The sequence below is a fragment of the Kribbella sp. NBC_00889 genome, assembly GCF_045207705.1.
In the GTDB taxonomy this organism is placed as follows: Bacteria; Actinomycetota; Actinomycetes; order Propionibacteriales; family Kribbellaceae; genus Kribbella.
In genome coordinates this window covers 1,755,658-1,775,844 of record NZ_CP108783.1, presented here as the reverse complement: position 1 = coordinate 1,775,844, position 20,187 = coordinate 1,755,658, and the positions used below count along the sequence as shown (strand labels likewise).

Annotated in this window: 28 protein-coding genes; 13 read left to right on the top strand and 15 right to left on the bottom strand. The window is 68.0% G+C overall.

Annotated features, from left to right (window positions below):
• Nucleotides 1–6: 6 nt before the first annotated feature.
• A complete protein-coding gene (locus OG817_RS08715) occupies nucleotides 7–558 on the bottom strand; it encodes a carboxymuconolactone decarboxylase family protein (RefSeq protein ID WP_406053191.1) in 552 nt (183 codons plus the stop codon).
• A 122-nt stretch (nucleotides 559–680) separates the two neighbouring features.
• Here OG817_RS08715 and OG817_RS08710 point away from each other — a divergent pair, with 122 nt between their 5' ends.
• A complete protein-coding gene (locus OG817_RS08710; RefSeq protein WP_406053190.1) occupies nucleotides 681–1,496 on the top strand; it encodes a helix-turn-helix domain-containing protein in 816 nt (271 codons plus the stop codon).
• Between the two features lie 173 nt (nucleotides 1,497–1,669).
• Nucleotides 1,670–2,650, top strand: coding sequence for a serine hydrolase domain-containing protein (locus OG817_RS08705; protein ID WP_406053189.1), 981 nt, complete (start codon nucleotides 1,670–1,672; stop codon nucleotides 2,648–2,650).
• Nucleotides 2,651–2,656: 6 nt separating this feature from the next.
• Here OG817_RS08705 and OG817_RS08700 read toward each other — a convergent pair whose 3' ends face one another.
• The 4 genes from OG817_RS08700 to OG817_RS08685 form a co-directional block, all read right to left on the bottom strand.
• On the bottom strand, nucleotides 2,657–3,871 hold the full coding sequence (locus OG817_RS08700; RefSeq protein ID WP_406053188.1) for an RNA polymerase sigma factor: 1,215 nt from the start codon (nucleotides 3,869–3,871) through the stop codon (nucleotides 2,657–2,659).
• Nucleotides 3,871–4,287 (bottom strand): YciI family protein, encoded by a 417-nt coding sequence (locus OG817_RS08695; RefSeq protein ID WP_396393040.1) that lies wholly within the window; start codon nucleotides 4,285–4,287, stop codon nucleotides 3,871–3,873. The genes OG817_RS08700 and OG817_RS08695 overlap by 1 nt, the downstream gene beginning before the upstream one ends.
• 174 nt (nucleotides 4,288–4,461) lie before the next feature.
• Entirely contained in the window at nucleotides 4,462–5,379 is a 918-nt protein-coding gene (locus OG817_RS08690) for an NADP-dependent oxidoreductase (RefSeq protein ID WP_406053187.1), read from the bottom strand.
• 56 nt (nucleotides 5,380–5,435) lie between these two features.
• Entirely contained in the window at nucleotides 5,436–5,750 is a 315-nt protein-coding gene (locus OG817_RS08685) for a DUF427 domain-containing protein (protein WP_406053186.1), read from the bottom strand.
• 207 nt (nucleotides 5,751–5,957) lie between these two features.
• Between OG817_RS08685 and OG817_RS08680 the strand changes: the two genes are divergently transcribed.
• Together OG817_RS08680 and OG817_RS08675 are read left to right on the top strand one after the other, a co-directional pair.
• Nucleotides 5,958–6,242 (top strand): Rid family hydrolase, encoded by a 285-nt coding sequence (locus tag OG817_RS08680; RefSeq protein ID WP_406053185.1) that lies wholly within the window; start codon nucleotides 5,958–5,960, stop codon nucleotides 6,240–6,242.
• Nucleotides 6,243–6,265: 23 nt separating this feature from the next.
• A complete protein-coding gene (locus OG817_RS08675) occupies nucleotides 6,266–6,883 on the top strand; it encodes a TetR/AcrR family transcriptional regulator (protein WP_406053184.1) in 618 nt (205 codons plus the stop codon).
• A gap of 12 nt (nucleotides 6,884–6,895) precedes the next feature.
• Here OG817_RS08675 and OG817_RS08670 read toward each other — a convergent pair whose 3' ends face one another.
• Nucleotides 6,896–7,819 carry a GNAT family N-acetyltransferase gene (locus OG817_RS08670; protein ID WP_406053183.1) on the bottom strand — a complete coding sequence of 308 codons (924 nt, stop codon included), beginning with the start codon at nucleotides 7,817–7,819 and terminating at the stop codon, nucleotides 6,896–6,898.
• A gap of 218 nt (nucleotides 7,820–8,037) precedes the next feature.
• On the opposite strand from OG817_RS08670, the gene OG817_RS08665 reads away from it, so the two are divergent.
• Nucleotides 8,038–8,826, top strand: coding sequence for a GNAT family N-acetyltransferase (locus OG817_RS08665; RefSeq protein WP_406053182.1), 789 nt, complete (start codon nucleotides 8,038–8,040; stop codon nucleotides 8,824–8,826).
• Here the strand turns inward: OG817_RS08665 and OG817_RS08660 are convergent.
• Nucleotides 8,823–9,764: a DUF1905 domain-containing protein gene (locus tag OG817_RS08660; RefSeq protein WP_406053181.1), complete on the bottom strand. Its 942-nt coding sequence runs from the start codon at nucleotides 9,762–9,764 to the stop codon at nucleotides 8,823–8,825. The genes OG817_RS08665 and OG817_RS08660 overlap by 4 nt on opposite strands.
• Nucleotides 9,765–9,876: 112 nt before the next feature.
• On the opposite strand from OG817_RS08660, the gene OG817_RS08655 reads away from it, so the two are divergent.
• Nucleotides 9,877–10,134 carry an ATP-binding protein gene (locus OG817_RS08655; RefSeq protein ID WP_406057407.1) on the top strand — a complete coding sequence of 86 codons (258 nt, stop codon included), beginning with the start codon at nucleotides 9,877–9,879 and terminating at the stop codon, nucleotides 10,132–10,134.
• A 44-nt stretch (nucleotides 10,135–10,178) separates the two neighbouring features.
• Here OG817_RS08655 and OG817_RS08650 read toward each other — a convergent pair whose 3' ends face one another.
• Nucleotides 10,179–10,760, bottom strand: coding sequence for a hypothetical protein (locus tag OG817_RS08650; RefSeq protein WP_406053180.1), 582 nt, complete (start codon nucleotides 10,758–10,760; stop codon nucleotides 10,179–10,181).
• 167 nt (nucleotides 10,761–10,927) lie between these two features.
• Here OG817_RS08650 and OG817_RS08645 point away from each other — a divergent pair, with 167 nt between their 5' ends.
• Nucleotides 10,928–11,500 carry a TetR/AcrR family transcriptional regulator gene (locus OG817_RS08645; protein ID WP_406053179.1) on the top strand — a complete coding sequence of 191 codons (573 nt, stop codon included), beginning with the start codon at nucleotides 10,928–10,930 and terminating at the stop codon, nucleotides 11,498–11,500.
• Between the two features lie 132 nt (nucleotides 11,501–11,632).
• On the opposite strand, the gene OG817_RS08640 is transcribed toward OG817_RS08645, so the two are convergent.
• A complete protein-coding gene (locus tag OG817_RS08640; protein ID WP_406053178.1) occupies nucleotides 11,633–11,935 on the bottom strand; it encodes a lipopolysaccharide assembly LapA domain-containing protein in 303 nt (100 codons plus the stop codon).
• Nucleotides 11,936–12,327: 392 nt separating this feature from the next.
• Between OG817_RS08640 and OG817_RS08635 the strand changes: the two genes are divergently transcribed.
• The gene (locus tag OG817_RS08635) at nucleotides 12,328–12,594 is read left to right on the top strand and encodes a DUF4118 domain-containing protein (protein ID WP_406053177.1); all 267 of its coding nucleotides are present in this window, start codon (nucleotides 12,328–12,330) and stop codon (nucleotides 12,592–12,594) included.
• 148 nt (nucleotides 12,595–12,742) lie between these two features.
• Here OG817_RS08635 and OG817_RS08630 read toward each other — a convergent pair whose 3' ends face one another.
• Nucleotides 12,743–12,949, bottom strand: coding sequence for a hypothetical protein (locus OG817_RS08630; RefSeq protein WP_406053176.1), 207 nt, complete (start codon nucleotides 12,947–12,949; stop codon nucleotides 12,743–12,745).
• A gap of 176 nt (nucleotides 12,950–13,125) precedes the next feature.
• On the opposite strand from OG817_RS08630, the gene OG817_RS08625 reads away from it, so the two are divergent.
• The 4 genes from OG817_RS08625 (at nucleotide 13,126) to OG817_RS08610 (ending at nucleotide 14,960) form a co-directional block, all read left to right on the top strand.
• Nucleotides 13,126–13,923 carry a serine hydrolase domain-containing protein gene (locus OG817_RS08625; RefSeq protein ID WP_406053175.1) on the top strand — a complete coding sequence of 266 codons (798 nt, stop codon included), beginning with the start codon at nucleotides 13,126–13,128 and terminating at the stop codon, nucleotides 13,921–13,923.
• Nucleotides 13,863–14,330 carry a hypothetical protein gene (locus OG817_RS08620; protein ID WP_406053174.1) on the top strand — a complete coding sequence of 156 codons (468 nt, stop codon included), beginning with the start codon at nucleotides 13,863–13,865 and terminating at the stop codon, nucleotides 14,328–14,330. The genes OG817_RS08625 and OG817_RS08620 overlap by 61 nt, the downstream gene beginning before the upstream one ends.
• 127 nt (nucleotides 14,331–14,457) lie before the next feature.
• Nucleotides 14,458–14,592 (top strand): hypothetical protein, encoded by a 135-nt coding sequence (locus tag OG817_RS08615; protein ID WP_406053173.1) that lies wholly within the window; start codon nucleotides 14,458–14,460, stop codon nucleotides 14,590–14,592.
• A gap of 5 nt (nucleotides 14,593–14,597) precedes the next feature.
• Nucleotides 14,598–14,960, top strand: coding sequence for a hypothetical protein (locus OG817_RS08610; RefSeq protein WP_406053172.1), 363 nt, complete (start codon nucleotides 14,598–14,600; stop codon nucleotides 14,958–14,960).
• A gap of 35 nt (nucleotides 14,961–14,995) precedes the next feature.
• Here OG817_RS08610 and OG817_RS08605 read toward each other — a convergent pair whose 3' ends face one another.
• The 5 genes from OG817_RS08605 to OG817_RS08585 all read right to left on the bottom strand — a co-directional run bounded on the left by OG817_RS08605 (nucleotide 14,996) and on the right by OG817_RS08585 (nucleotide 18,435).
• Entirely contained in the window at nucleotides 14,996–15,841 is an 846-nt protein-coding gene (locus tag OG817_RS08605) for a universal stress protein (RefSeq protein WP_406053171.1), read from the bottom strand.
• A gap of 47 nt (nucleotides 15,842–15,888) precedes the next feature.
• On the bottom strand, nucleotides 15,889–16,500 hold the full coding sequence (locus tag OG817_RS08600) for a hypothetical protein (protein ID WP_396393023.1): 612 nt from the start codon (nucleotides 16,498–16,500) through the stop codon (nucleotides 15,889–15,891).
• A gap of 312 nt (nucleotides 16,501–16,812) precedes the next feature.
• Nucleotides 16,813–17,445 (bottom strand): DUF3618 domain-containing protein, encoded by a 633-nt coding sequence (locus OG817_RS08595; protein WP_406053170.1) that lies wholly within the window; start codon nucleotides 17,443–17,445, stop codon nucleotides 16,813–16,815.
• Nucleotides 17,421–17,846, bottom strand: a complete 426-nt coding sequence (locus OG817_RS08590; RefSeq protein WP_360448350.1) for a phage holin family protein — start codon at nucleotides 17,844–17,846, stop codon at nucleotides 17,421–17,423. Before OG817_RS08590 ends, OG817_RS08595 begins: the two co-directional genes overlap by 25 nt.
• Before the next feature lies 1 nt (nucleotide 17,847).
• Nucleotides 17,848–18,435 (bottom strand): hypothetical protein, encoded by a 588-nt coding sequence (locus OG817_RS08585; protein WP_406053169.1) that lies wholly within the window; start codon nucleotides 18,433–18,435, stop codon nucleotides 17,848–17,850.
• Nucleotides 18,436–18,704: 269 nt separating this feature from the next.
• Between OG817_RS08585 and OG817_RS08580 the strand changes: the two genes are divergently transcribed.
• Nucleotides 18,705–20,174, top strand: a complete 1,470-nt coding sequence (locus tag OG817_RS08580) for an SDR family oxidoreductase (protein WP_406053168.1) — start codon at nucleotides 18,705–18,707, stop codon at nucleotides 20,172–20,174.
• Nucleotides 20,175–20,187: the final 13 nt, after the last annotated feature.

Genomic DNA, 20,187 nt, shown 5'->3' with positions numbered 1-20,187 from the left:
AGACCCCTACGGCGCCGACCAAGTTGCCGGCCGAAGCGGTTCGTCGAGCTCGACTCGGCCGGCCAGGTTGTCCAGCGTGCCGACCAGTCCCGCGAAGGTGCACTCGGCAACGACCTCCAGCACGTCCGCCTCGGACAGTCCGGCTTCGGCCGTACGCCGAACGGTGCCCTCAGCAACCTTCCCTCGGGTGAGCACCAGCTCCCGCGCGAGTGCGTAGACCGCCGCCGCAGCGGAATCCGCGGGCTCGTCACCGGCGCGCATCCGCTCGAGGTCTGCGGCTGTGGCGCCGAGAGCTGCGAGCACAGTGCTGTGGAACGCAACGCCGTACCGGTTGTCGACCGCAACGCCGACGGCAAGGCCGGCCGTCTCCCGTAGCACCGGGTCGAGCGCACCGCCGGTGACCGCTCGCCGCAGTCCGTCGAAGGCCGCCAGCAGCGTGGATGACGTGGCCGTCGTCGCGGCCAGGTTCGGCACGAAACCGAGGTCCTCGGCGATGCCTTCCAGCAACGCCTTCGACTCAGCCGGTGCCGTACTCGTGGTGTGCACAGTCAGATCCATCATTCTCTCCCTGCGGCCGACGGTCGCGGCCATGCCAGGACAGCGTGCTGCGCGGCGGTGTGGTGGCGCGATTCCCTCGTGGGGAAGGGAATCGCCGCGGTGCGGCGCCTATCCTTGGCCCCATGCGGGCAGCACCGGCGGATCCGGAGTTCGGCGACCTGTTGCGGCACTGGCGATCGGTCCGTCGGTTCAGCCAACTGGACCTCGCATCGGCCGCCGGGTCGACACCGCGGTACGTGAGCTTCGTCGAGACCGGACGATCCCAGCCGAGCCGGGAGATGGTGGTGCGGCTGGCACGGGCGCTCGACGTACCGCTGCGGGAACGGAACGGGCTGCTGCTCGCCGCCGGGTTCGCACCGCTCTACCCGGTGGCGGCGCTCGGCAGCGCGCAGCTCGCCCGGGTGGAGGAGGCGCTGGCGTCGATGCTCGAGCAGCACGAGCCCTACCCGGCGGTGGTGATGGACCGCGGCTGGAACGTGCTGCGGGCGAACCGCGGCGCCTCGCAACTGTTCGGCACCCTGCTCGCCCCCGACCCGCTACCGGACCCGGCGAACGTGCTGCGGCTGATGATCGAGCCCGGACCGGTCCGCACGGCTGTACTGAACTGGTCCTCGGTCGCACCGGCGCTGCTCGAACGCGCCGCCCGTGAGGCCGTCGGCGGCGTCTTCGACCGGGAGACAGCGGAGCTGGTACGCCGCCTGCGCTCCCGCCCGGACGTCAGCGCCGTACTCACCGGGCCATCGGTCACGGCACCGCCGGTACCCGTGATCGACGTACGGTTCGCGCTCGGTGATCTGGTGGTCGAGCTGTTCTCGGTCGTGTCCACCATCGGGACCCCGGTCGACGTCACCGCCCAGGAACTCCGCGTCGAGGCGTTCTTCCCCGCAAACCAGGCCACCCGAGACACGTGGCACCGCCTGACCGCGGCCGGTGGATGACTAGTCTCGGCCTATGAGTTCACAGACCATCGAGGCCAGGTTCGAGATCCTCGACTGGACGGAGAAGCCGTACGACGAGCCCGCCGAAGGGCCGAAGCTGAGTTGCCAATCACGATGGCAACAGCGATCGGGAAGTTGCGCCGGTTGGCGCGGGGCTGGGTTAGTGTGCGGAAATGGCGCAGGGGGAAATTGACACAATCGCTGAGGAGACCGGGTTCTCCGGTGTGGTCTGGATTGACCGTGCCGGCCAGGTCGAGTTCGCGAAGGCCTACGGGCTGGCCAACCGCACCTATCAGGTTCCCAACTCCCTCGACACCAGGTTCGGCATCGCCAGCGGCAGCAAGGGGTTCACCGCCCTGTCCGTGCTTTCACTGGTGCAGGACGGTGTGCTGGAGCTGAGCACCACCGCCCGATCCCTGCTCGGCAAGGATCTACCGCTGATCGCGGATGACGTGACCGTCGAACATCTCCTCACGCACACCTCTGGCATCGGTGACTACCTGGACGAAGAGGCCGACACCGAGATCACCGATTACATTGTCGGCGCGGCGCACGAGCTGACTACGACCGAGGCTTTCCTGCCCCTGCTGGACGGGTATCCCACCAAGTTCCGGGCCGGTGAGCGGTTCGCCTACTGCAATGGTGGTTTCGTGGTCCTTGCCCTGCTGGCGGAGCGGGCGAGTGGCGTCGGGTACCACGACCTGGTCCGGGAGCGGGTGCTCCGGCCCGCCGGCATGACCAGAACCGACTTCCTCCGCTCCGACGAGCTACCTGCCGACGCGGCCGTGGGCTACCTGCCGTTGGATGGGGTCGACCGTTCCAACGTCTTCCACCTGCCGGTGCTGGCCACCGGCGACGGTGGCATCCACACCACCGCCGCCGACATGTCCACCTTCTGGCGCGCGCTTTTCGCCGGCGACATCGTGGATTCCGTCGAAGAGGTCGTCCGGCCACGTCGCGACGTACCCGAGAAATCCAGGCGCTACGGCCTCGGCTTCTGGCTGCACGAGAGCAACGACACGGCGATCCTGACCGGGTACGACGCCGGCGCGTCGTTCAAGTCAACGCACGACCCACACACCGGCACCACCTGCACCGTGCTTTCGAACACCTCCCCAGGCGCCTGGCCCATCGCCCGCGCTCTCACACCTTGAGGCAAGTCAGTCCAGCGCGGCTGCCTTGCGGAGCAGGACCGAGCGTTCGCGCTGGTTGGCGCACAGCCGGGCCGCCAGCTCCAGCTCGGCGCGCGCCTCCGGTCGCCGACCGAGGCGGGCCAGCAGCTCACCGCGTACGGTCGGAACCAGATGCGAACCGGAGAGCCGGTCCGAGGCGATCAGCTCGTCCACGATGGCCAGGGCTTGCGCCGGCCCCGAGGCCATGGCCACGGCGACCGCCCGGTTGAGCTCGACCACCGGCGAGGGCGCGACCCGGCCGAGCGCCTCGTAGAGCACCACGATCCGGTCCCAGTCAGTCGCCTCCACCGACGGAGCCGACGCGTGGACGGCGGCGATCGCAGCCTGCAGGCCGTACGGGCCGAGCCCGCGAACCGATGCCTTGGCCAGCGCGGCCAGCCCACGGTGGACCGCCGAGAAGTCCCAACGCTGCCGATCCTGGTCCGCCAGCAGGATCGGCGAACCGTCCCGGCCGGTCCGAGCCGGGAAGCGCGCGGCCGTCAGCTCGCACAGCGCGAGCAAGCCGTGGACCTCCGGCTCATCCGGCTGCAGCGCGGCGAGCGTTCGCGCCAGCCGGATCGCCTCGTACGCGGCGTCGGGGCGTAGCAGCCGGTCCCCCGACGTGGCCGTCGACCCCTCGGTGAAGATCACGTAGACGACGCTGAGTACACCGCCCAGCCGTTCCCGGCGCTCATCGGCCGGCGGCAGCTCGAACGGCACCCCGGCCGCCGCGATCGTCTTCTTCGCCCGGGTGATGCGGGCCTGCACGGTCGGCACAGGTACCAGGAACGCCCGGGCGATCTGTTCGGTGGACAGGCCGCCGACCACGCGCAGGGTCAGCGCCACCCGGGCCTCGCGGGAGAGCACCGGGTGGCAGCTGACGAACATCAGCGCCAGGATGTCGTCGTCGATCCGGTCGGGGTCGATGTCCTCGTGGACCACCGGGTCAGCCGCAAGGACGGCGTACCGGTCCTTCAGGGCGGTACGGCGGCGGATCGCGTCGATCGCCCGCCGCCGGGCCGTGGCCATCAGCCAGCCGGCCGGATCGGCCGGAGGGGAAAGCGGCCACGACACCAGCGCCGCGGCCACCGCCTCCTGGGCGGCATCCTCGGCCAGGCCGAAATCGGCGGTGAACCGGGTCAGCGCGGCGACGATCCGCGCCGACTCGATCCGCCAGACGGCCTCGACCTCGGCCGCACTCATCAGCTCTGGCCGTCGCTCTCGGCCAAGGCCCCTTCCTTGACGAACTCCCCGCTGTCCTGTGGGACCTCGTCCTCCCCCGGCACCCGCCGGACCTCGATCTTGGACCCGCGGGCCGCCGGAACCCGCTTGGCCCACTCGACCGCCTCCTCCTTCGAGGCGACGTCGAGCAAGAAGAATCCCCCGAACAGTTCCTTGGTCTCCCCGTACGGCCCGTCCGTGACCACCGGGGCCTCGCCGCTGAAGTCGACCACGACGCCCAGGCCCGGATCGTCCAGCCCTTCGGCGGCGACGTAGACGCCGGCCTTGAACATGTCCTCGATGAACTGGCGGGTCGTGGTCATCATCTCGTCGATGTTCGCCATCATCGCCGCGTTCGACTCGTCGGTGCCCCGCATGATCAGCATGTACTTCGGCATCGCGCTCTCCTCGTCCGGCGGGGCCGCCTCTCGGCCCTCGCATCCACTGGTCGAACGAGCGACCCGCGGATCGACACGGCCCCCAAAACCAGTAATCCCTTACAGATATCTACAGCACTCTGTGGCTGAAGCTGATCCACGACGAGGGTAGGACCGGTCGCTGTCCCCGAGTCCTTACGGACGAACGCGGATGATCGTCTTTCCCCTGACCCGCTCGGTCGGGTTGAAGGCGGCGACGGCGTCGTCGAGGGTCGCGACGGTGCCGATGACTGTCCGCAGTCGTCCGTCCCGCACGCGCCGGGCGATCTCGCCCAGCTGGGCACGGTCAGACACCACGACGAAGTCGATCGCCAGGCCGTCGACGGGACGCGCCTCGGGTGGGCCGGCGATGGTCACCAGCGTTCCCCCGGCTCGAACCAGACCCGCGGACCGCCGCCCGATGTCGCCGCCGAAGACATCGAACACCAGACCAACTCCGCCGACGTCCTCCAGAACGTCGTTCTCGAGATCGACGAACTCCTGCGCGCCGAAGTCGAGCGCGGTCTGCCGATCGACAGCGCGCCCGGTGCCAACGACGTAGGCGCCAGCCTCACGCGCGAGCTGCGTCACCATCGAACCGACACCACCGGCCGCTCCGTGCACGAGGACGCTCTGCCCCGCCTGAAGACGGCCGTGCTCGAACAGTCCCTGCCACGCGGTCAGGCCCGAGATCGGCAGACTCGCGCCCACCGTGAAGTCAACGTCGCCCGGCAGCGGCGCAAGGTTACGTGCCTCAACTGCGGCGTACTCCGCCAGCGTGCCGTCGCGAGTCCAGTCCGTGAGCCCGAACACCCGCTGGCCCACCGACAGCCCCGTCGTTCCATAGCCGAGAGCACTGACCACCCCGGCCAGCTCATGCCCGGGAATCGACGGCGTCCGGTCCCGGCCGAGGCGATCGGTCCACGTCGAGGGCCACGTCAGTTCACCCGGGGTGAATCCCGAGGCATGAACCTGAACGAGGACGTCGTTCCCCGCCGCCTCTGGATCCGGCCGCTCCGCCAACGTCATCCCGGCCGTTCCCGCGGCCTGATCCGTCACCACAATCGCCTTCATCCGGCACCTCCCTGCATCAGTCTCCCTCGCCGGCACTCTGCTGGCCGGTCCGTCGATCATCCGACGTGCACCTGGCGGGTGTCGAAGGCTACGTAGCCCGTGAAGTCGTGGCCGACCTGCTCGATGGCCGAATGCTTCGGGGCGGGGTACGTCCAGGCGGCGTCACGAAGCGTGTGTCTCGGCGTCGTCACATCGAAGTACTCCGCAGAGCCCTTCCACGGGCAGACGTACGGCGTCGCCGACGGCTGAAGGGTGCCGATGACCAGTGAGTCCGGCGGGAAGTAGCGGCTGCCTTCGATAACAACCACCGCGTCGGCGGATGCCTCGGCCAGCAGCGTTCCGTCGGCAGTTGCTTTGACGTCTGTCCGCATCGTCTCTTTCTCCTTTGACGGCTGGTGATCGACCTTCGATGAATAAGGACTATACAGACCAAAACAACGCTCGCAATCCTCGCTCCCGCCAGCCACGAAGCGTTGCCTACGAGACAGATCGCCCGTCGATCGCTTGATTCCAAATGGACAGCATGGTCCACTTTGAGACAAAGGCACGGACCCATCCGCAGGAGGGCTTTCGCCGACATGAGCGCTGCACCGCAGTTCGTCGCCGCCGTCGCGATCCCGGCCGGCGCAACCCAGGTTGTCCTGTCCGGCATCCCCGGTCTGCTGAGCGACATCGTTCAGGTCCGGTCCTGGCTCACCGACCCGGACGCCGTCGACACCTACGTGAAGGTTCGCAACGACGTCATCTCTCACCGGCCGGCTTATATGCTCTCAGTGGTGCCACAGCTGATCCGGCCCGATCTGCGCCTCGAGATCGAGGTCACCGCAGTCGTGACACACCAGGCGGCCAAACAGGACGAGTGAGCAACATGCCCGAGGGAGACACCGTGCCCGGAACCACCGCTACACGCCGCACGCCGCGTGGCCTGGAGACCCGTTCACGGATCGTCGAGTCGGCAGCCAACCTGTTCTACGTCAAAGGCGTCAACGCGACGACCCTCGACGACGTCCGACTGGCCAGCAGCACCAGCAAGTCCCAGCTGTACAACCACTTCGAGGACAAACTCGCGCTGATCCACGCCGTGATCGACGTGCAGTCGAAGTTCGTCCTCGCCCGCGAGGAACAGCGCCTGCGGAGTGTGAAGACTCTCAGTGGTCTGCGCCGCTGGCGTGACGCTCTGGTGCAGGCCAACTCACTACAGGACGGGTCGTACGGGTGCGCGCTGGGCGCGATGTCGATCGAGCTGTCCGACACCGACGAGCAGTCGCGAAGAGCGCTCAACGCATCGTTCGATGCCTGGCAGCGGATACTCGTCGAAACCCTGACCCGGCTCCGCGAACTCGGCGTCCTCACCGAGGACGCGGACCCGCAACGCCTCGGGACCGGCCTGCTGGCTGCCCTCCAAGGGGGCTACGTGCTTGCACAGAACGCCCACAACTCCGCGCCGATGGCCATCGGGCTGGACATGGCCCTCGACCACATCGAGTCCTTCGCTCGCAGCTGAGCTCACCTTCACTCACCAGCGCGGGAGGTCCAGGTCGCCGCGCCGCAGGCGATAGACGTCCAGCAGAACGCCGTAGTACTTGTCGGTCTCGCCGACCCATTCCATTCCCATCCGGCGGGCGGCGGCAGCGGCCCGCCGGTTTCGCGGCCGCGTGACGGCGAAGACCTCGTCGACGCCGGAGTCGAACGCGTAGTGCGCGAGCGCGTGCCCGGCCTCGGCGGCCACGCCGCGGCCCCAGTGCGCCGCCGCGACCTGGATACCGATCTCGTAGTCGACCTCGTACGGAGGGAGAAGGAGTAGCGCTACCGCGCCGATCGTCTTGCCGGTCTCGAGGTCGTCGACCTTCCAGCGACCGAGCGGCGCGGGGAGGGTCGCATCCTCGCTGACCCATTGCGAGAGCAGATCCCGCATCTCGGTCTCGGTGGTGATCCGGCCCATGGCCGGAGCGAGCCACCGAGCGACGTCCATGTCGCCGAAGATGCGCAGGGCCCCAGCGGCGTCGTCCGTGGTCCAGGGGGCCAGCTGCAGGCGCGACGTACGGATGCGCCGGCCGTCGATCTTCGGTACGTCCAGCACCGGGGTCGAGGCCTTCTCCTCGTTCACGCCCGCCCGCGATGCCCTGTCCGGAACCAGCGCCGCTCCCGGATGCTCGGTGTCGACAATCGGCCTGTACGACGGGTGGTCGGCGATGTAGTCCGCGACGAAGGGGCAGTAGTTCGTCAGCGTCAGCATCTTGGCGGTGGCGTCGTCGAGAGCGACTCGGACGAGCTCCGTCGCGATGCCGGTGCCCCTGTGATCCGGGTCGACAGTGGTGTGGGTGAAGATGATGCGCTTTCCGTGCGGCCGGTACTTCAAGTGCCCGACGACGTGTCCGTCGGCGATCGCCTCGAACTGCCGCGTCTCAGGGTTGTCCCGTATCTGCAGGTCGCTACCCACCGTTCGGCTCCTCCAGCGGTCTCGTTGCGATGCCACTCGCCCACGTATCGATGAGGACCATACAGTCCACTGCTACGGCTGTCAAAGGCACTCCAGAGCTGTCCACGTCAGCCGCAAGAGGCCCTCCCTCCGAGGATTTGACCCAACAGGTCGGCGGTGTAGCCTACGCAGAAATGGACTCTCTAGTCCACGAAGAGGATGAAGAAAGATACGAAACGGTGACTGAGAACTCCAGACACTTGCCGGGCAGCTACCGGCTCACCGGCGGTGAGGTCACCGTCGGAAACGTCATCGGGCAGACAACCCGGCAGCACAACGGACGAAGCGCCGTCAGCGTGACCGCCCGGATCCTCGATCTCGACGTGATGCTGGCCAACTGGGAAGGCCACGCCGCCGACGCGGACTCGGTCCTCCCACTGACGACGTTCCCCCTCCCCCTCGACTCCCTTCCAGCGAGCGTTCAGATCCGGATCGAGGCCACCCCGGCACCCGTGTCGTGCGTAGACGGTGACTGGCACATACGCCTGTGGTTCACCGACAGCGCCGGCCGGCAGCTGACCTGGCACTGCCTGGCCCGCCCCGGCCTGGACGGGTCCGACCGCTTCTCGGCACCTCTCGCAGCGTCACTCGTGGTCGACGACGTCCACCGAGTCGATCCGGCGGCGTCACCGCGAAACCTCCACAGGAGCCCACAATTGACGACCCCGACAGACCACAGCGATCACGTGATCGCGATCCTCGATCACCCCGAGGACGAGTACTACGAAGTCACCTGCGGCGACGATCGAGTCGGCATGCTCGTCTATCACGTGATCGGCACCAAGCTGACGATCACCCACACGTGGATTGCTGAATCCCACCGCGGACAAGGTCTCGCGTCGGTCCTGATACGTCACGCGCTCGACGACATCCGCACCAAGAACGTGACCGTTTCGAACTACTGCCCGATCGTGGGCAGCTACATCGAGAAGAACCCCGAGTACGGCGACCTGCTCCGCAACACCTAGAAGTCGATGCGCATGACGGCGCGACGGTTGCCAGGACGGCTCACCTCGGCGAACCCGGCATCGGCGAACATGGCGAGAGTGCCGACGGACCCGCCGTCCACGAAGTCCGGGTAGCCTTCCACGGCGCGGGCGCCGCGTTCACGGGCGATACCGGCGGCGGCGCGGGCGAGTGCGCGGCCGACTCCTCGGCGTCGGTAGCCGACCCGGATGACGAAGCAGGTCACGGCCCAGACGCTGATGTCGGTCTTGTCCTCGTTGCGACCCAGCCAGGGGATGCGGAAGTCACGTAGCAGCCTCGGGTGGTCGGCCCGCGGCGCGACGGCGCACCAGCCGACCGGCTCGCCGTCGAGATACGCGACCAGGCCGCTCGTCGCCCGCGCCTTCCGGTCTCCGCAGGCGGTCTGGTCGCGGAGCCGGGCCGACAGCTCCTCGGGACCCTCAGAGTCCCAGGATTCCTTGGGCAGCATCCGGAACCGCTGGCACCAGCACCGTGCGGGGTCGCCGGTCGTGCCGAAGACCGCCTGTAGGTCCTCCCAGGTCGCCTGGTTGGCCGGAACGATCGTGAGCTGCTCGGCGGTGACCGGTTCCCGCGAGCCCGTCGGGCGAGGAACGTGCACCCGCTCGGCCGGACGCCGCTTCTGCTGACGGGGTGGTGCGTCGAACGTGAGCCGAACATCCACCGCGTCGCCTGCATCCAGTCCTCCAGGCTTGCGCACGGCGTCCTTCAGCGGGAGCAGGTAGCCCCCGTCCTTCGGCCACAGCGACGTCTTCCACTCGGCGCTGCCGATCCGAGCGCGGATCGGCAGCATCCCCCAGCCGTAGCTGGCGGCCGAGCCCGCCGCCCGCAGTGCGACACATTCCTGCTCCGGTACGGGGACGAAGTAGTACGGCGCAGGACCACGCCACTCGATGACCGTGCCGCTGAACTCTTGCTCCATGGCCAGATGTTAGGCCCCATTCCGGACGTCCCACTTCCGGATCCACCACTCGTGCCAGCGCGACTCGCGGTCCCAAGCAGCCACTCGCGCGCCGGCCTTCTGAGCCCGCGAACTGCTCACGAACGCGGTGAAGCATGCCGCCGCCCGACAGGTCGTCGTCCAGCTGGCGCGTACCGACGCCGTTGCGCGGCTTCAGGTCATCGACGACGGCCGGGGGCTCGGCGGCGTGGATCTCGACGCCCGGTTGAGGAACGGGCACCTCGGCCTTGCGTCGCGGCGGATCAGGGTGGAGGCAGCCGGTGGATGGATGCGGCTGCGGGATGCCGAACCCCACGGCACAGTCGCCGAGGTCGAGGTCCCGCTGAACTGAACCGGACGAGCGGCTCAGATTGTTCCCGTGCGCCAGCGTGGAGCTCAGCCCTTCAGAGCAAGGCGGTGCAGGCGGATCGCGGAGATCAGGAAGAAGACCCCGCCCAGGATCGCGTAGCCGGCGACGGTGGTCAGTGAGGCCTTCGGCCCGCCTGCCATCAGGACGAAACCGCTGCCGGCGATGACGGAGATGCCGCCGCTGAGGATCATCGCCCACTGACCACCGAGCCGGTAGCGCAGGATCGCGACGATCAACTGGACGATGCCCGCAGTGATCGCCCACACGCCCCACACCCGCAACACACTCGGGATGCCGGAGGTGACCGCGACGGCCAATCCGACGGCGGCGAGCAGACTCAGGCCCATGTTCACGTAGAGCGGCGCCTTCGGCCGAGTGGCGCCCGAGGAGCGGAAGTCGATCACGGCCGCGGCGAGGTCGAACAGTGGGTAGATCACCAGCAGGGCGGCTGCTCCCGGGTTGATCGTCGTGGCGATCGCCAGCGTCAGCACCGCCCAGACGATGGCGAATCCGAAGCGGACGTAGTACAGGGTTCGCAGCGCCTTGGTGCCGGCGGCGGCACCAACCACTGAGCCGGTGGCGCCGATGGATTCGAATGAAGTGGACACCAGATTCCTCTCGAGATGGACGAACTGGGCGAATGCCCCCGACGCCACTCGTGTAGACAGAACGATCGGTACTGTCGAGCTTTGCAGCAAGCGTCGATCGTTGTCAAGACCGATCGTTCTGTCTGCTAATCTCGACAGAGCACTTCAAGAGATCGGATGGGAAACGGATGTCGGAAGCACGGTCTCGACTGCTCGGCACTGCCACTGAGCTCTTCTACGCCGAGGGCCTGCATGCCGTGGGAGTCGACCGCGTGATCGCGAAGGCACAGGTGACGCGCGCCACGCTGTACAGGCACTTCCCGAGCAAGGATGACCTCATCGTCACCTACCTGGTGCAAGCCGACGAGGCGATCCGTATGCAGGTAGATGCCGCGCGGACTCAAGGCGCCGACCCCGACGACATCATTCGCGCTGTCGGCCGGACCATCACCGATGACATCCAGAGAGCCGGCTTCCGAGGCTGCGCGTTCCTGAACGCCGCCGCCGAATACCCCGACCCGGCCCATCCGGTGCACCAGGCAGTTCTCAAGCACCGGCAGTGGTTTCTGGAAACCCTGACCGAACTCTTCTCCGGCACCGGGAAGATCGACCCGGAACCAGCGGCCCGGCACTTCGTCATGCTGCGAGACGGTGCCATGGCCGCCGGCTGCCTGACCGATCCGAAGCCCATCTGTGAGACATTCCTGCGCGGGATCGAAGGCCTGCTCACCTATCGCAGTCGCCAGGAACCGGCGACCTGATCTGGCCAGCCGCCTGCAGGCAGCCATCAGGGCCTTCTATTCGACCACCAGGTCGACACGGCGCCTGCTCTCCCGAACAGCGCGGTCAGCAGACCCACAGGCTGGCTGCTCTGCCGTCGCTGGCGCTGGGTGTCACGACGAGGCTTCAGCTCTGCGGCGGCGCATGAGGCGGCGCAGTTGGGTGATGCGGGCGGCACCGATCGTCGTGGCCACGATGGTCGTAGCGACTCCGGCGATGAACAGGGCCAGGGCGAGCGGCAGGGAGCCCTCCATCCAGAGGAAGTGGACGTCGACGCTGCCGGTGTTCTGCAGCATGAAGATGATCAGTACGACGAGTCCGACCACGGCGGCGCAGATCCCCAGCCACGCGGCACTGATCCGGGTGCGTGGCACCCGGGGCGGCAACGGTTTCGAGAGCTCGTCAACGGCCGACATCGGCGCGCCATCTGCCGGCGTGGCTGCTGCTGGGGGTTTGGGTGTGTTTCGGGTGCGGTGAAGTACCGACATGACGTCCCCTACGGGAGGGCCGGTGTGGCTGGCAGCCTCAAGTGGGATGTCGTCGATTCCGGAACTACTCCCACAGTACGCCTGTCTGGACCGGAAAAACCGCCGAGGCGGTCGCAGACCAGACGAAGCCCTCCCCCACCGCACGGAGGTCGGGGCCTGTTCCAATCACCAGTTCACCTGCAGGTATTTGAGGAGGGGGCCCTTCCTCGAGGCCACAGCAATAATCGCGGTCGGTGCCCTTGCGCGCGGCTTCGAACTCGGACCTGGGTCGGACCGGCCCCGAGCCCGGACGCTTCGCGACGACGAAGCATCATGGTGGGATGCGAGTCCATCTCTCCGAGCGATCCCGTACGGCGGTCGTCGCGGGAGCCGGCGCCGTTCCGGCGCTGGTGTGCGCGGCGATGGTGCCGTTCCGGGCACGGATCGAGAACACCAGTATCGCCCTACTGCTCGTCCTCGTCGTGGTCTCCGCTGCGGCCACCGGCGTCCGGTGGGCAGGAATCGTCGCCGCCCTGTCGGGCACGGCATGCTGGGCCTTCTTCCTCACTCAGCCGTACCAGCAGATCATCATCACCGAGCGGGGCTGACATCCAGACTGCAGCTCTACTCACACTTGTAGGCTTCGCGGCCGCGCTGATTCTCTGCGGACGGCGCAAGCGGCACACCCACGCCAACGAGCAGCAGGCTCAGCTCAGCGGCATTCTCCGAACCGCAGGCATCGTCGCGGCTGGAAGCTCACACACCGAGGGTGTGATCGAGCATGTCGCAGACCAACTCGTCGAGTTGCTGGGAATCGACGACTGCTACTTCGACAGTGACATCCGGAACGAAGCGCCTGCCGCGCTCGTCCGTGACGGCACAGTCGTGCGCCGCGGTCGAGATCTCGACGTCGAGCGATTCGGGTTGCCCACCGACTGCGAAATCGAGCTTCGAGTGCACCACAACGGCGTCACCCGCGGCCGCTTCCTTCTGGTCGCGTCGACCCGGCTAGCCCTTCCGTCGCTCGCACAACGACAGGTCGCAGTCGCTCTGGCAGACCAGGTCGGAGCAGCCTTGGCGACACACGACAGATCCTCGTGACCCAAGGGGTGCCCCCGGCGGGACGCGACAATCTGGCCATGGATCAGGAGGCTTTGCTGCCGCGGTCGGTGCCGTCGGAAGAGGGTGTCGACGCGACCGGTGTGTCGGGCTTGCTGGAGCGGCTCGAGGAGCAAGGGATCGAGTGCCACTCCCTGATGGTGGTGCGCCACGGCCGGGTGATCGCGGAAGGGTGGTGGGCGCCGTACTCGGCCGAACGCCCGCATCTGCTGTACTCGTTGACGAAGTCGATCGTCGGCGTCGCGGTGGGTCTGGCAGTTGACGACGGTCTCATCGCGCTTGATGACCGCGTAGTCGACATCCTCCCCGAGCACGTCCCCGACCCGGTGTCCGCCCGTGCCGCGGGAGCTGACCGCCCGATGGAAGTGAACATCGTCGACTGGGAACGCCTGCGCAGCGGGGTCACCTTCGGCTTCCACGGGGCCTACCTGACAACCGAGGCGATTGCCGCGTTCGGCCTCTTGCTGTTGCAGGGCGGACAATGGCGGGGCCACCAACTGGTGTCACAACGCTGGGTGGAGACGGCTACGCGGCGCCAGATCGAGACCGTCCAGTTCGAGGACGGCTCGCGGGAGCCTGACTGGCTGGAAGGGTACGGCTACCACTTCTGGCGATCGCGCTACGGATACCGAAGTGATGGTGCCATGGGGCAACTGTGCTTGGTCGTCCCCGAGCAGGACCTGGTGGTAGCCGTCACCGCGGCAACAACCAGCACGCAAGCTCTGCTCGCACGATCTGGGATCAGCTCCTGCCCAGCGTGGACAAGCCCGGCTCCGCAGCGGACGACCGCGCTCTCGCCGATCGTCTCCGGCAGCTGACCCTGCCCGTCGTCAGCGGCGACCACCGTCCGCGAACCTCAGCCGGCGGAGTCGTCGACGCCGCAACGGAAGCGTCGGCCCTGCCGTCGGGATCGGCAGTTTCGATCGAGCCACTCCCTGATGGCTGGTCGCTACGGATCGATGCCGATGGCAACACCTTCGACGTCCCCGTCGGCCACGGCCACTGGCAGGAAAGCTCACCGCTCGGCCGACCGGTCGTCGCAGCCGGCGGCTGGTACGGCGACGTGTTCGAGGCCGATCTGTTCGTCATCACCACCCCGGGCCGAGTCCGAGTCGTCATCGACTCAGACCGGGTCACCACCACCTGGAACATCGTGCCCCTGGTCGGCCCGAACCTCATTGACCAACTGCGATCACCCCTGATCACTCGCCCAGACCGATCCTGAAGTGGCGTTGCGGCCGAACTACATTCCCAGTGGGACCTTCGGTGCCCACCGAACGGGACCTTCCGCCCTCGCGGCGCCGGGCAAGCCCGCCTTGACTGGAAGTGGAGAATTCCTGAGGAGCCGCGCCGTGGACGTCGTCATCAGAACTCGGAGACTGACCAAGCGATTCGGACACGGCACTGCTCTGGACGCCCTCGATCTGGACGCACCGGCCAGCGCCATCCTGTGCGGCCGCGACGTCGCCACCGCACGCGGCGGCTGAGTCCCATGCCTGTGTTCCGCCGACGCGACCTGGCCGCATCCGCCGTGATCGTCGTACTGCTCGCGCTCTACCTGCCGTTCCTTGCCCTCGGCACCTTCCTCGGGATCGGCAGCACCGACGAGATGACCTGCGCCGTCCTGATCCTGACCGGAGCAACCGTGATCCTGCTCGCAGACGACGACCGCTCCGACGCTGCCTCGTGGCTCACCCCGATCCTCGCCACCGCCGCAGTCGCGTGCGCCGCACTGTCACTCCTTTCAGCCGCAGGCACCCTCCTACCTGTCTCTGTCGCCACGACGGTGACCCTCTGGTCCGTCCAGCTCGCCGAGCACGTCAGCTTCACTCCCAACCCGCTCGGGCGACCCTGATGACATAGACGCCCGCTGCCGGCGATGGAATCTGCTCAGCTCTGCCGTCGGCGGACGACCGCGACCGGAGAGTCGGCGTGGTGCAGGAGGCTCTGACTGACGGACCCGAGCACCAGGCCGGCGACCCCACCGCGCCCGCGCGAACCGACAACGACAAGCGACGCATCGTTCGACAGGTCGACCAGCTTCGCACTGGCTCGTCCCTCGAGCAGCGAGGTCTTGACGTGCACCCCGGGATGCTTCGCCTCGTACGGAGCGAGGCTCTCCGCGAGCTGGTTCTTCAGCGACTCGCTGGCACTCTCGGCCGACTCGACATGCCGCTCCTGCGGGTGCCAGAAGTGGACGACCGTCAGTGGCTGACCGGACGCAGAAGCCTGCTCGAACGCGAAAGCCACCGCCTCGTCCGAGTCCTCCGAGCCGTCCGTGCCGACGACCACCGGTCCGGTACGACGCTCGCCGCGGACAACAACCACCGGGCAGGGCGCCTGGGCCGAGACCGATGTCGCCACCGAGCCGAGCACCGCGGCGGACATCTTGTTCCGCGACCGCGTACCGACGACGACCATGTCGGCTTCCGCGGCCTCGGCCAGGATGGCGTCGGCCGGGGCCAGGTTCGCCAGCCACCCGGAACCGCGCTCGTAGCCGAGTCGGTCCTGCGCGAAGCGAACCGCCGCGTCCAACTCCTCCTGATACCTGTCGACCGGCGCCGGTATCGGGACATACCCTTCGACACCCAGTCCCGACCAACTGCCCGACTCCTGCAGATAGGCGCGAACGACCCGCACCGCCGACCCACGCTCCCGCGCGGCCTCAACCGCCCAGCGCAGCGCGATCTGGCTCTCCGGCGTCTCATCGACACCTACCATGATGAACTTGCCCATCGATCCTCTTTCCTTCACTGCTCGGGTGCTGGACGAGAGAGTGCCGACTAGGTGCTGCGGTACCGCCAGCGTGGTCCGACCCGGGCCCATTCACGGTCCCAGTCGCGCAGGCGGCGGCGGTCAAGGGGTACGACGGACAGCCTGGCCAGGCCCGCAATCAGCAGCCACGACAGCATCGCCGTACTCAGACCGACCCCGCCACCGACCGCCGCGCCGTCGCCGGGCCGTCGAGGTGGCGTGGTGATCTCACCGGCCGGATCGAGCCAGATGGTCACCTCGGAGTCCTTCGCCGTTCCGAGCGGCACATTGGCTCGTGCCTGGCGCGGCCATCCGGCCGGATCGGTCCAGGACACCGGCACCCTCGCTGTCGCCTGCGCGCCGGCCTCCGGGATCATGGGCGGCGTGTCCTCCAACGCTCGCGCCTGAACCTGCGTCATCGTCGATCGGCGTTCGGCCTCAGATCGTTCGATGGAGCGCGTGACGGAACTACTCACCGCCACCGCGACCGGAATCATCACAACAGCGACCAGGACCGCGGTCAGCACGACCAGCGACTGGATTCGATCGAGCCCGCGGCGCAGGGGGTTGCGGCCGAGCCCCAGCCGACGCGCGAGCATCAGCCCCCACGAAGGCACGTTCCGGTTGCCCGCCCTGCCCATCGCGCACTCCTCGACGGCGTCGGTAGCAAACGCCTTCGGCTCCCCCTGCACTCCTCACAATGGCCCGCGCACAGCGATTCGACCAGAGTCCAAAGTCCTCGGATCGTCGCACGAGTGATCGCCCCGACCCCTCCGGAGTTCAGACGAAGGAAGACCTCGTCTCGTCCCCCTCCTGCGCGTAATCGAGCTGCAACGGACGGCGACCGCGCCGCCGTCGCTCGGCCTCTCCGTTGATCTCGGCTCCGAGCAGTACGGCGTACGCGGTCGGCTTCGCGGCATCCAGCCCGGGAACGTGCCGCCGTTCGTCGTTCGTCAGCTCGAGGAACCGGCCTGCCGGACGTTGTCCGCCGAGTCCTTCGCCCCGTCCGCGACCTGCTGAGCCGCCGAGCGACCCTCGTCCGCCACGTCGCTCGCAGCCTCGGATGCGGACTGCTTGACCTTGTCAACAGCCTGCTGCGCCGGCTCCTGCAGGTTCTCCTTGACCTCTTGAGCCACCTGTGCGGCCTGCTCCTTCACGGGACCCGCGGCCTCCATCGCTTTGTCCTTGGTGTCTTGGGCCAGCTCGCGTTCCCGCGTCGACGCAGGGAGCGCTGCGGCCGCGACCCATCCCGCTGCGAAGGCGATCAGGCCGGCGGCCAGCGGCGTACCGCGAGTCCGCGCCCGAGCCAGGTCCGGTGCCGAACCGACCGCGTCACCGACCTTGCTGCCTGCGTCCTGCACTGTCGACACAGCCGAACCAGCGGTATCGCTCACGGATCCGCCCACCGACTCCGCCGAGCCCATCACGTGCTCCTTCAGCCGGTGGACACCGCCACGGGCGCGATCGACCCGGCGGCCGACGACGCGACTGGGGCTGACCTTCTCGGTCAGGGCGTCGACGTCGCGACCCAGGTTGCGCCGGGTCTGCTCGATGTCCCGCTTCAGCTCTTCCGGGTCTTCAGCCATTTCGCGTCCTCCTTGAGTGATTCGACCGTCTGGTCGGGTTTCGGGTTGACCTCCTGGAGCTCCTTGCGTCCGGTCATCGCCAGTACGGCGGCGACGACCGCCCAGACGACGGCGACGATGAGCGCTGCCCAGATCAGATCCATTGCCTCGTCCAGCGCCCACATCACCGTGAGCGAGACGAAGAGGGCGACCATCCAGCCGGCGAAGGCCGCGCCGCCGAGCATGCCCGCGCCCTTGCCCGCCTTCTTCGCCTCCGCCTGGAGTTCGGCCTTGGCCAGCGTCAGCTCCTGGCGCGTCAGCCGGCCCAGATCGGTGGTCAGCTGGGAGACCAGCTCACCGACCGTCTCGTCCGTCGACAGCCGGGTTGGGCCGCCGTCGGGTGGTGATCCGCCGAAAGTCATGTCACAGCCCCTGCCCCGGCGTGAACCTGGGCGTGACCGGCGCGCCGGTGTTGATCGGCGTAACAGTGCTGTTCGGCGTACTGGTGCCGCCTGATGCCAGGGCCCGGGTAAGACGGCCGGCGACAACCCCAGCAGCCGCCGCTATCAGCAGGAACGTGCCCGGCTTGCGTCGCGCGAACCCGCGGACCTCTTCCAGCAAGTCGCCAGGCTCGCGCTGCTGCAGGAAGTCCGCAGCCTGATCCGTGAAGTCGGCACCGTGCCGTGCCAACTGAGCCCCGAGGCCGGACTGACCGTGCTCGGCCATACCGCGCAGCTCGTCACTCACCGAACGCAGTCCGTTGGCAGCCCGTTCCTTCTGCTGGCCGGCCTGCCCGACCAGCTCGTCCCGGGTCTGACTCGCCAGCCGCCGGGCCTGATCACGGGCATCCGACGTCACGTCCGATGCCTTGTCCTTGACCGTTCCCGCGACCTGGCGAGCGGCCTCCGCCGATGTCTCCTTCAGCTGCCCGGCTTCGTCCCGGGCTGTCTCGGCCATACCTTCTGTGGGTGGACGGTCGGCGTCCATCCGATGATTCGTCGTCTGCGACATGTGACGGCTCCTTCCAGGAGCATTGATTGACCTCGTGCCCGCGTCTGATCCCCGCCGTACGACGACGACGGCAACACAGGTCTGAGAGAGTGGCCTGCCTAGGCCGAAGGGCGCAGCATCTCTGCCTCGCAACAAGGACTTACTGACATGGCACTCTGTCGTACCACCCCGAAACTGGCCGCCCGGTACCCCCCACCAAACCCGCAAACCAACCAACTCCCTCGGCCGGCGGCTGTGCTGGATTCTCGCCATTCGGGCACCGGGAAGGCATGAATCAGCGCCTCGCCCTCGTCACCGGAGTCACCGGCTACATCGGCGGCCGCCTCGTACCGGAGCTGCTCGAGGCCGGCTTCCGGGTCCGCGCGATGGCACGGAACCCACGCCGGCTCCGCGATCGGACCTGGTACGACGAGGTCGAGGTCGTGGAGGCGGACGCCGGGGACGCGCGGCAGCTGCGGGCGGCGATGGACGGCGTGGACATCGCCTACTACCTGATCCACTCCCTCGGCACCGGCCGGCGGTTCGAGGCACGCGACCGGCATCACGCCTTGACGTTCGCGACGTCTGCCAGGGAGGCCGGCGTATCCCGCATCGTTTACCTCGGCGGCCTCTACCCTGAAGGCGAGGAACTCTCGCCGCACCTGGATTCCCGGCGCGAGGTCGGCGAGATTCTGCTGGCATCCGGCGTACCGGTCACCGTGTTGCGCGCGGCCGTGATTCTCGGGTCCGGCTCGGCGTCGTTCGAGATGCTGCGGCACCTGACCGACCGCCTGCCGGTGATGGTCACCCCACGCTGGCTCAGCAGCCGGATCCAGCCGATCGCCGTCCGCGATGTCCTGCACTACCTGGTCGGTAGCGCGTCGATGCCGGCGGACGTGAGCCGTGGGTTCGACATCGGCGGACCCGACGTACTCACCTACCGCGACATGATGCAGCGCTACGCGGCGGTGGCCCACCTCAACCAACGGCGCATCCTCCTCCTGCCGCTGCTCACGCCGTCGCTGTCAAGCCACTGGGTCGGTCTGGTCACCCCGGTGCCGAGCAGCATCGCCAGACCGCTGGTCGACAGCCTGGTTCACGAAGTCATCTGCAAGGAGCACGACATCGCGACGTACGTCCCCGACCCAGGGACGGGACTGACCGGCTTCGATCAGGCGGTGTCGCTCGCGCTCAAGCGGGTCCGCGACCTGGACGTGACAACCACCTGGGCATCCGCGTCAACGCCCGGCGCGCCGAGCGATCCGTTGCCGAGCGACCCGGACTGGTCCGGCGGCTCCTTGTACGTCGACGAGCGCGAAAGCGTCGTACCTGCGAGCCCCGAACGACTGTGGACGGTCATCGAAGGTATCGGCGGCGGCAACGGCTGGTACTCCTGGCGCCTCGGTTGGTGGGCGCGCGGCCTGCTGGACCGGCTGTTCGGTGGTCCAGGTCTGCGCCGCGGCCGGCGCAATCCACGGGACCTGTCGGTGGGCGATCCGCTCGACTGGTGGCGCGTCGAAGAGATCGAGGACCACAAGCTCCTTCGTCTCCGCGCCGAGATGCGACTCCCCGGCCTGGCCTGGCTCGAACTCGTCGTCGATCACGACGACGCAGGCAGCACCGTCTTCCGCCAACGCGCGCTGTTCCATCCCCACGGCCTGCCCGGCCACTTGTACTGGTGGGCGATCAAACCCTTCCACGGCCTCGTCTTCGGCGGGATGCAGCGCAACATCGCGTCGGCCGCAACAGCTACGACCTAGGAGCCCGGCCGGG

What these genes read in the sequence shown, in the direction of transcription:
- OG817_RS08715 (WP_406053191.1), bottom strand. Translation starts at nt 558, where the DNA reads ATGGATCTGACTGTGCACACCACGAGTACGGCACCGGCTGAGTCGAAG.
- OG817_RS08710 (WP_406053190.1), top strand. Translation starts at nt 681, where the DNA reads ATGCGGGCAGCACCGGCGGATCCGGAGTTCGGCGACCTGTTGCGGCAC.
- OG817_RS08705 (WP_406053189.1), top strand. Translation starts at nt 1,670, where the DNA reads ATGGCGCAGGGGGAAATTGACACAATCGCTGAGGAGACCGGGTTCTCC.
- OG817_RS08700 (WP_406053188.1), bottom strand. Translation starts at nt 3,871, where the DNA reads ATGAGTGCGGCCGAGGTCGAGGCCGTCTGGCGGATCGAGTCGGCGCGG.
- OG817_RS08695 (WP_396393040.1), bottom strand. Translation starts at nt 4,287, where the DNA reads ATGCCGAAGTACATGCTGATCATGCGGGGCACCGACGAGTCGAACGCG.
- OG817_RS08690 (WP_406053187.1), bottom strand. Translation starts at nt 5,379, where the DNA reads ATGAAGGCGATTGTGGTGACGGATCAGGCCGCGGGAACGGCCGGGATG.
- OG817_RS08685 (WP_406053186.1), bottom strand. Translation starts at nt 5,750, where the DNA reads ATGCGGACAGACGTCAAAGCAACTGCCGACGGAACGCTGCTGGCCGAG.
- OG817_RS08680 (WP_406053185.1), top strand. Translation starts at nt 5,958, where the DNA reads ATGAGCGCTGCACCGCAGTTCGTCGCCGCCGTCGCGATCCCGGCCGGC.
- OG817_RS08660 (WP_406053181.1), bottom strand. Translation starts at nt 9,764, where the DNA reads ATGGAGCAAGAGTTCAGCGGCACGGTCATCGAGTGGCGTGGTCCTGCG.
- OG817_RS08645 (WP_406053179.1), top strand. Translation starts at nt 10,928, where the DNA reads ATGTCGGAAGCACGGTCTCGACTGCTCGGCACTGCCACTGAGCTCTTC.
- OG817_RS08640 (WP_406053178.1), bottom strand. Translation starts at nt 11,935, where the DNA reads ATGTCGGCCGTTGACGAGCTCTCGAAACCGTTGCCGCCCCGGGTGCCA.
- OG817_RS08635 (WP_406053177.1), top strand. Translation starts at nt 12,328, where the DNA reads ATGCGAGTCCATCTCTCCGAGCGATCCCGTACGGCGGTCGTCGCGGGA.
- OG817_RS08625 (WP_406053175.1), top strand. Translation starts at nt 13,126, where the DNA reads ATGGATCAGGAGGCTTTGCTGCCGCGGTCGGTGCCGTCGGAAGAGGGT.
- OG817_RS08610 (WP_406053172.1), top strand. Translation starts at nt 14,598, where the DNA reads ATGCCTGTGTTCCGCCGACGCGACCTGGCCGCATCCGCCGTGATCGTC.
- OG817_RS08605 (WP_406053171.1), bottom strand. Translation starts at nt 15,841, where the DNA reads ATGGGCAAGTTCATCATGGTAGGTGTCGATGAGACGCCGGAGAGCCAG.
- OG817_RS08600 (WP_396393023.1), bottom strand. Translation starts at nt 16,500, where the DNA reads ATGGGCAGGGCGGGCAACCGGAACGTGCCTTCGTGGGGGCTGATGCTC.
- OG817_RS08595 (WP_406053170.1), bottom strand. Translation starts at nt 17,445, where the DNA reads ATGGCTGAAGACCCGGAAGAGCTGAAGCGGGACATCGAGCAGACCCGG.
- OG817_RS08590 (WP_360448350.1), bottom strand. Translation starts at nt 17,846, where the DNA reads ATGACTTTCGGCGGATCACCACCCGACGGCGGCCCAACCCGGCTGTCG.
- OG817_RS08585 (WP_406053169.1), bottom strand. Translation starts at nt 18,435, where the DNA reads ATGTCGCAGACGACGAATCATCGGATGGACGCCGACCGTCCACCCACA.
- OG817_RS08580 (WP_406053168.1), top strand. Translation starts at nt 18,705, where the DNA reads ATGAATCAGCGCCTCGCCCTCGTCACCGGAGTCACCGGCTACATCGGC.